Source organism: Pedobacter sp. UBA5917 (assembly GCF_002432345.1).
Lineage (GTDB): Bacteria > Bacteroidota > Bacteroidia > Sphingobacteriales > Sphingobacteriaceae > Pedobacter.
The window spans coordinates 1-8,446 of record NZ_DJDT01000159.1 but is presented as its reverse complement, the minus strand read 5'-3'; the positions used below and the strand labels follow the sequence as shown (position 1 = coordinate 8,446).

General features: G+C 37.1%; 7 protein-coding genes. All 7 read left to right on the top strand.

Annotated features, from left to right (window positions below; genetic code table 11):
- Nucleotides 1-236 precede the first annotated feature (236 nt).
- On the top strand, nt 237-608 hold the full coding sequence (locus B2V92_RS10080; RefSeq protein ID WP_113951920.1) for a BlaI/MecI/CopY family transcriptional regulator: 372 nt from the start codon (nt 237-239) through the stop codon (nt 606-608).
- A 96-nt stretch (nt 609-704) separates the two neighbouring features.
- On the top strand, nt 705-2,822 hold the full coding sequence (locus tag B2V92_RS10075; RefSeq protein WP_293307468.1) for a M56 family metallopeptidase: 2,118 nt from the start codon (nt 705-707) through the stop codon (nt 2,820-2,822).
- 306 nt (nt 2,823-3,128) lie between these two features.
- On the top strand, nt 3,129-4,268 hold the full coding sequence (locus B2V92_RS10070) for an alpha/beta fold hydrolase (protein WP_293307466.1): 1,140 nt from the start codon (nt 3,129-3,131) through the stop codon (nt 4,266-4,268).
- A gap of 90 nt (nt 4,269-4,358) precedes the next feature.
- Nucleotides 4,359-6,011: a DNA repair protein RecN gene (gene recN, locus B2V92_RS10065; protein ID WP_293307464.1), complete on the top strand. Its 1,653-nt coding sequence runs from the start codon at nt 4,359-4,361 to the stop codon at nt 6,009-6,011.
- Between the two features lie 34 nt (nt 6,012-6,045).
- Entirely contained in the window at nt 6,046-6,801 is a 756-nt protein-coding gene (locus B2V92_RS10060; RefSeq protein ID WP_293307462.1) for a TonB family protein, read from the top strand.
- Nucleotides 6,802-6,963: 162 nt separating this feature from the next.
- Complete coding sequence (locus tag B2V92_RS10055; RefSeq protein WP_293307460.1) at nt 6,964-7,719, top strand: energy transducer TonB; 756 nt, start codon at nt 6,964-6,966, stop codon at nt 7,717-7,719.
- A gap of 188 nt (nt 7,720-7,907) precedes the next feature.
- On the top strand, nt 7,908-8,446 hold a 539-nt coding region (locus B2V92_RS10050; RefSeq protein ID WP_293307458.1), incomplete at its 3' end, for a carboxypeptidase-like regulatory domain-containing protein.

Sequence of the window (8,446 nt, the reverse complement as noted above, 5' to 3'; positions counted from 1 at the left end):
TTAACCTCCTGAGCGTAGCCGAAGGATATACAGTTAACCCTTCTTATCGATGCAACATTTTCCCCTCCCCTGCGTCTTATCCTCAAACAGCTATTATTACCATGTGCACAGTTAACCAATTAACCAGTTTATACAGTTAACCCACAGTACAAAAGTTAAAAATCTGTTAAAATATTTTGATATTACGAATATCTTCGTACATTTGATTACGAAATAATTCGTACAACTTGTAACATATGAGTAATCAGAACATCAAACCCACGGAAGGCGAAATGGAAATCCTCCAGGTACTTTGGCAAAAAGGCAATGCTACGGTAAGGGAAGTACATGAGGCATTGAATAAAAAAGACTCTGGTTATACCACCACTTTAAAACTGATGCAGATTTTGCACGAGAAAGGCATGGTAGAACGCGATACCAACCAAAAAACACATATCTATAAAGCATTGGTAAGTCAGGATAAAACTGAAAAGCAACTGGTAACCAAAATGATTGATAATGTATTTAACGGTTCGGCAGCAAGATTGGTAATGCAGGCCCTGGGTAACCATAGTGCCAGTGCAGATGAGATTGATGAAATAAAAAAATATTTGGATAGCCTTAAATAGGCTTAGGTGTAAGGTTGAAAGGTGTAGGGTTTAGATCCCTAATTAAACAGTAACATTTCCGGTTTAGCCCGGTATAAAAAAATTAAAATCACCGTTATGGAAACTTTATTACAACAGTTCATTAAAGCATTTGGATGGAGCATTTTAAACTCGCTTTGGCAAAGTGCCATCATTTATGGTATCCTGTTCATTATTATGCTAAGTCTGCCCAGGCTGGCAGCAAAATATAAGCACAATCTTGCGTTCGGAGCTATTATTTTAATGTTTGCCGGCTTTGCCTATAATTTCATCAACCATTTGATGCATAGCCTAAGTAGCCAGGCAACAGCCATTAATCCGCAGAACATACAGGTTTATCAATATTTCAATAATCTTCCCCCAAGTTTCAGCAGCAGGGCAGAACAGTACTTCCCAATAGTTGTGGTGTTTTATGTTATCGGTATCCTGTTACAGCTATTTGTTATTGTAAAAGGTTACGGACAACTTTCTAAACTGAAAAAAGAGAGTTTAAGCGCTATTCCCGACAGTTGGAAAACTATTTTCGAACAGGTAACGGCACACCTTAAAATCAATAAGGCAATTAAGTTTCATTTATCGTCTATTGTAAATGTGCCTTTGGTTATCGGTTATTTAAAACCTGTGGTATTGTTTCCACTCGCTTTGGTAAACCAATTGGATAATGAGCAGGTAGAAGCCATTTTGATCCACGAACTATCACACATCAGAAGAAACGATTTCTTATTGAACCTGATTAAAACTGCAATCGAAACCCTGCTGTTCTACAATCCATTTGTGTGGATGGCCGGTAGGTTTATACACATTGAGCGCGAACATGCCTGCGACGACCTGGTGCTGAAAATTACCGGAAAACCATTGAATTATGCCCATGCCCTACTCAAACTGGAGCTTTTAAAAGATAAGAACAGTCCTGCTTATGCGCTGGCAGCTACAGGCAAGACCCAAAATTTATATCAACGCATAAAAAGAATAACCAACATGAAAACAAATTATTTAAACGCCAAACAGCAAATGGCAGCCCTAACATTGGGTGTAGCCTGCTTGTTTTCTATTGCCTGGATCAATCCGACAGAAAAGAAAAAAGAAACCAAAAAACTACATAAACAAGAATTACTGAGTGCACAAACTGTTTCGTACAATGGTATAAAACACTTTATCTGTACCGATACCACCAAAAAACGTAAGATTAAGATCGTTACCATTGATGCAAACGGTAAAAAAACCGAATACAACTCGGTGAAGGAAATGCCGGATAGCATTAGAAAAGATTTTTACACAGATGAACTTTTTGGTGGCAAAGGTGTATACAGGATAAATCTTGACAGTTCATTTAGATACAAGTTTAAGGATTCACTTTTCCGTACAAAAATCGATAAGGAATTTAACTCACCAGAAGCTCAGGCAAAATGGAGAAAATTTGGTGAAGATGTAGCCAAACAATACAACTCACCAGAAGCTCAGGCCAAATGGAAAAAAATGGGCGAAGACATGGCCAAACAATATAACTCACCAGAAGCACAGGCTAAATGGAAAAAATTTGGTGAGGACATAGCCAAACAATATAATTCGCCAGAAGCTCAGGCCAAATGGAAAAAAATGGCTGAAGACATGAGCAAAAAAATGAACTCGCCAGAAGCACAGGCAAAGTGGAGAAAAATGGGCGAAGAAATGGCAACCAGATTTAATACACCCGAATTTAGGGCACAGATTGACAATATTAGGTTGCAGGCCTTGAAATCAGGCGACATGATTAACCTGTCGGGATTAACAAGATTAAATCCAGATTCATTGTTTAAAGGCAATAGGAACTTACTTACTGGTCCGGATGGTGCAGTGTTCTATTATAACGACAATAATAATAGCAACAATAAAGTAAGACAGACAGAAGAATACAAAAAGCTGAAAGAAAAATTCGATATCGAGGTAAAAGAATTAAAAGAAAAGCTTGAAAAGAAAGAGAAAAAGGAAAAAGTTGAAGGTGGGAATAAAGGCACTCAGGTAAGCCCTGCCATTATGATCTACGATAATAAAAACTTTACCAGTCCTGCAAAAGCACTGAACATTGAAAATGCGGTGGTAACCTACAAAAAAGCAGATTTTAAAAATGCGGATCAGTTGGCGCTTAAAAGTTTTGTAACAACAGATAGCCCAATTGCCATTGCGAATAACAATAACCTCAGCATTACAATAAAATAAAAATAACACACAACCAAACAGATGATGAACAGCGGGGATTATTCTCCGCTGTTTTTGTTTGATAAAATCTGACTTAATTTAATTTGTACCTTCGTCAGACTTTAACATTATTTCTTTATGCGCTCCATTAAATTTAATATCATTTCGCTTCTAACCCTTCTTAGTTTATCCGCTTTTTCCCAAACAAAAGTAGTTTCTAACTCATTCAATTTTGGACTGATTTTAAAAATTGAAAAATTTGCAGGCAGCGATTTCCGGTATTCATTAGACCTAAAGTCTACTGAAACGGATTCACTCAAAAATGTCGTGATTAAAACCCAACAGGTTATTAACGATGATGAATGGCTAGATGCCAACCTGGCGAAAGATATGGTTAAAGATACCTTGTGGCATCCTTTACTAATCAGCAGTAAACTCAATCCAAAAACCAAAGAAATTTGGCTCTATGCCAATTTTGAAGGCAATGGAAACTTTTTCGTAGATAATTTAAAATTCGAAATTAAAACTGAAAATGGAGATTGGAAAGAAGTTCCGATTAAAAATGCAGACTTCGAAAACAATCCGGATAATCCATTAAAAGGTTTCCGTACAAGTGCAAAAATACCTGATGGCACCACCATTAGCTCGCACAACAGAACAGATTCAGTTGGCGGCAAAACATTGCTGATTAAAACAACAAAAGCTTCGGTAATCTGGAAAACCAACTACGGGAGTAACAAACGTATAGGGAAATATTGCAACATTAACGGAATAAAAATCTATTACGAAACTTACGGTGAGGGCGAACCTTTATTGTTGTTACATGGAAACGGCCAATCGATTGTTGATTTTACCAAACAGATACCCGAATTGGCAAAGCATTATCGCGTTATTGCTGTTGATACCCGTGCACAGGGAAAAAGTATCGATCAAAATAGTACCAATTTAAGCTACGATATTTTTGCATCAGACATGAAAATACTTTTAGATTCCCTTCACTTAAAAAAGGTAAATGTACTGGGATGGAGTGACGGCGGTAATACTGCCCTGATTATGGCAATCAAATATCCTAAATACGTAGGGAAGTTAATTGTAATGGGTGCTAACCTGAATCCAACTGAAGACGCTGTTGAAAAAAGCATGCTTACCAAACTGAAAAAGGATTTAAAAATACTTCAGCAGAAAAATGATGTAGAATCAAAACAGTTAACACGATTGCTTTATATGTTATCAACGGAGCCCAATATCAAAGTTGAAGAACTGCGTACCATCAGTGCGAAAACATTGGTACTGGCGGGCGAAAAAGATGTAATCAAAGCTGAGCATACCAAACTTATTGCAGATCATATCAACAAATCCCAATTGATTATTTTTAAAAAGGAAACCCATATGGTACCTGAAGAAAATGCCCCCCTTTTTAATAAAACTGTAATCGATTTTTTAAAAGAGGCTGAAATAAAGAATTAGTATTAACGCTTTGTCAGCAAAAGGATTTATTCTCCGCTGTTTTTGTTTTGTATTGAACTGTTGACATAAATTTTAATATTTTTGCTTAGCATGCTACAAAAACTTTCTATTCGTAATTACGCATTAATTGATAGTCTGGATATCGAATTCGATAAAGGCTTAAATATTATCACTGGCGAAACCGGTGCCGGTAAATCCATCATACTTGGAGCATTATCGCTAATTCTCGGTCAGCGGGCAGAAAGTAAGTACTTTTTTAACCAGGATAAAAAATGTGTTATAGAAGGAAGTTTTGTTTTGGCAGATGAGAACCTTAAAGAACTTTTTGAGGATAATGATCTCGATTTTTCAAAGGAGGGCCTTCTGCGCAGGGAAATTTCGATAGATGGTAAAACCAGGTCGTTTATTAATGATACTCCTGTTAACCTGTCTACCCTTAAACAGATTGGCGAAAAACTGATCGATATCCACTCCCAGCATGCTACACAGGAGATTAATGATGCCGATTTTCAGTTGTTGATTGTAGATTCACTGGCCAACCATCATTCGTTACTACTCAATTACCGCAGCGGATTTAAAAAACTCAAACAGGATACTTCTTTATTAAAAAAACTGGTAGCAGAAGCCAGCGAGGCCCGTAATAAACAGGATTACGAACAATTTTTGTTCAACGAACTCGAGCAGGCAAAACTACAGGTTGGCGAACAGGAAGAACTGGAACAGGAATTGGAACGTTTAACCCATGCCGAAACCATTAAAAGGGCTTTACTTACGGCTTCGGGATTAATTAATGAAAGTGAACCTTCTGCCCTACAGATTTTAAAAGAGGCTTCGTTACAGTTACAGGGCATCGAAAAATTCGATCCGGCGATCAATGTACTCTACGAACGTTTGCGCTCATCCATTATTGAAATAAAAGACATCATCGATGAGGTTTCTGCGATAGAAGAAAATACCCTTCACAGTGCCGAGCGCTTGGAAATCGTAAACCAAAGATTGGATCTGTTTTATTCCCTGCAACAAAAACACAGACTTGCCGATAATACAGAACTGCTGGCCTTCCAAAAACAACTGGAAGAGAACCTGAACAAACTTTTGTCTTCTGACGAACATATCGAAAAGTTACAGGCAGCAATCGATCAGCTTAAAAAAGAACTGCATAAACAAGCCGATCAATTAAGTGCAAACCGTAAAAAAGCCATTAAAACTGTTGAGGAGCAAACCGGTATTACCCTTAAAAAGGTAGGCATGCTAAATGCCAAACTGGTGCTGGATCAAAAAACTTTATCGGAGTTGAATAAAGATGGCCTGGATGAAATCAATTTACTTTTTACCGCAAATGCTGGTCAGGCACCAGCCCCGGTAAACAAAGTAGCATCAGGAGGTGAATTATCGCGTTTAATGTTGGCCATAAAAGCGCTACTGGCCAAACACACTTCATTGCCGACTATTATTTTTGATGAGATTGATACAGGGATTTCGGGCGAAACGGCTTTAAAGGTTGGAGAAGTAATTGCCGACCTGGGTAAAAACATGCAGGTAATTTCGATCACACACCTACCGCAGATTGCCGCTAAAGGCGCTTCACATTACTTTGTACATAAAAACGAAGATAAAGGAAAAACCACAACAGGAATCCGTAAGCTTAAACAGGAAGAACGTATTGGCGTAATCGCCGAAATGTTAAGTGGTAAAAATCCGGGGGCATCGGCAATTGAAAATGCGAAAGAATTGCTGGGATAATTATGGAAATTCAGTCCTACTGCATCTTCAATAGGTGAAGAAATATATTTTATTCTATTTACTGCTTTTAACTGCATTAAGCCTAAAAGCACAAAAAAGTGCCGACAGCATAGTTTTTAGCACTGATACCATAAATATTTATGGAAAAGTTATAGATGAAAAAGGAAAGCCTGTAAAAAATGCCAGGGTATTATCTGAAACCTGGGATAAAGATTTTAATTACATCAGGACGATAACGGATGGAAATGGCTTATTTAAATTAAACGGGATAAAACCTACCGATTGGATTAGGGTTAGGGCTGCCACCACCGCCATTGAAAAACCAATAAATGGAAGCCGGTTCTTATTGCTTACCATGGTACCACTTCACCCTCTTGAATTAAATAAAGATCCAGCAGCATTTAATATTGTTGCAAAGAGACTTTCTTCAAAAGAAAAATTGCTTGTCAAAAGAAAGGATACCACCATATATGACTTTCATCCATTCGGCTACACCAAATCTGCAGAATATCCCGGTGGCCTGAAAAAATTTTATGAGTTTGTGAAATACAACATCAAATATCCTCAAAAAGCAATATTAAACAATATTGAGGGGACGGTAGTAATTAAGTTTACCATAGATGAAAAAGGGAACTATAAAAATTTTATTACGCTTCAAGATTTAGGTTATGGATGTGCTGAAGAAGTAATTAGGGTGATTAATAGCTCAAAAAAATGGATTCCCGCTCTAAGTGGCATTACTGTTGAACAAAATATTAGCATTGAAATTCCTTTCAAACTGGTTGATTGATGACTTAATCACGTTATGCAAACCCCAATCTATAATCTATAATCTATGTTACCTTGGATCATTTCCGAATTTAAATGGAATTGCTGTTCTTCAAGAAATAGGTTATACTAATGAAATTATTAACCAATTGTGGAAACGTATTTCTTACAGCATCATCTAATCATGAAAAAAATAATTCCGTTTGTTGTTTTGATATGCTTTTTTTTAAAAGCAAACGCTCAAAATATATCGCCTAAAAAATTCTATCTGGATACCATCAATGTAAAAGGCCGAATTCTTAATATTGATGGTACCGCAATTCCAAATCTCTATATCAAAACCACTTCTCAGGATACCATTCTCCAAAATGATGTAATTTACGCTAAAGCAGATAGTTTGGGATATTTTGCCATTAATGGAATTAAACCAAATGATATTTTTACGATAAATACGGGATCAGAGGAATTTAAGGTGATTAATCAAGGAAGTCGGTTTATTACAATTACCCTAAATACATTTAAGAATGTTAAGCTCGATACAACTACATTAACTGTAACAGCTAAAAGATCAGAGAAGCGCAAAAAAGTTAAATACATTGTAAGCGATTACCTGGTTTGTGCTTTCCCAACCTTTAATATACCAGCCTCTTATCCATTTGGAAAAAAAGCTTTTTATGACTTTATTCATAAACATTTGATTTATCCTGACCAGGCAATAAAAAAGAATATTGAGGGTAAAGTGGTGATTAAGTTTACAATCAATAAAGGTGGGTGCCTGATCAATCCAACCATATTAAATGGTATTGGATATGGCTGTGATGCTGAAGCGATCAGGGCAGTTGGGTTATCCCCTAGATGGGCTCCACAAATTACAAACGGTAAACCCGTTGTATCTGACGTAATCGTAGAGGTTCTTTTTAAACTCGAAGACCAGAATTAATCACCCCTACCCCATAGTAAGTGTCTCCACAGACCATTCCTAAATTAAAAAATCAATAAAATTACTGAGAGGCCTGTGAAGACACAGACCACGGCAGGGATGGTAACGTATAGGTAATACTGAACAACTTCTAAGTAATATTTCTTTTGCACCTTGAATAAACTAATAAATTAGTTTATATTTATTGCATGAAATCCTTATTACTTCTACTCTGCTTATTATTTATTGGCAGAATCTCTTCCGCCCAGCAAAGTTATATGCTTTCGGGTACGGTTAAAGATAAACGCGGCGAGGCCCTACCTGGGGCAGGCGTTTATGTTAGCGGTTATAAAATTGCTACCGTTACCGATAATGATGGTAAATATAGTTTACCCTTAAAACCGGGCAACTATGATATTTTAGTGCAGCTGATCGGTTATAAAGCCCTGAATAAAAATGTTGTTGTTTCAGACAAGGCCGTAAAACTCGATCTGGTTCTAGAGGAGAGTATAACCCAACTGGCCGAGGTAACCATTAAGCCCGATCCGAACAGGGAGCATTATATTGCCATGTTTAAGGATTACTTTATAGGCACCACCCCCAACGCAGCGCAATGTAAACTTATCAATCCGAACGTGCTCATTATCGACTACGATAAAGAAACAGCCAAACTTACCGTAAAAACAACCCAATTCCTGATTGTAGAGAACAAAGCACTCGGCTACCGCATTAAATACCTGCTGAACAA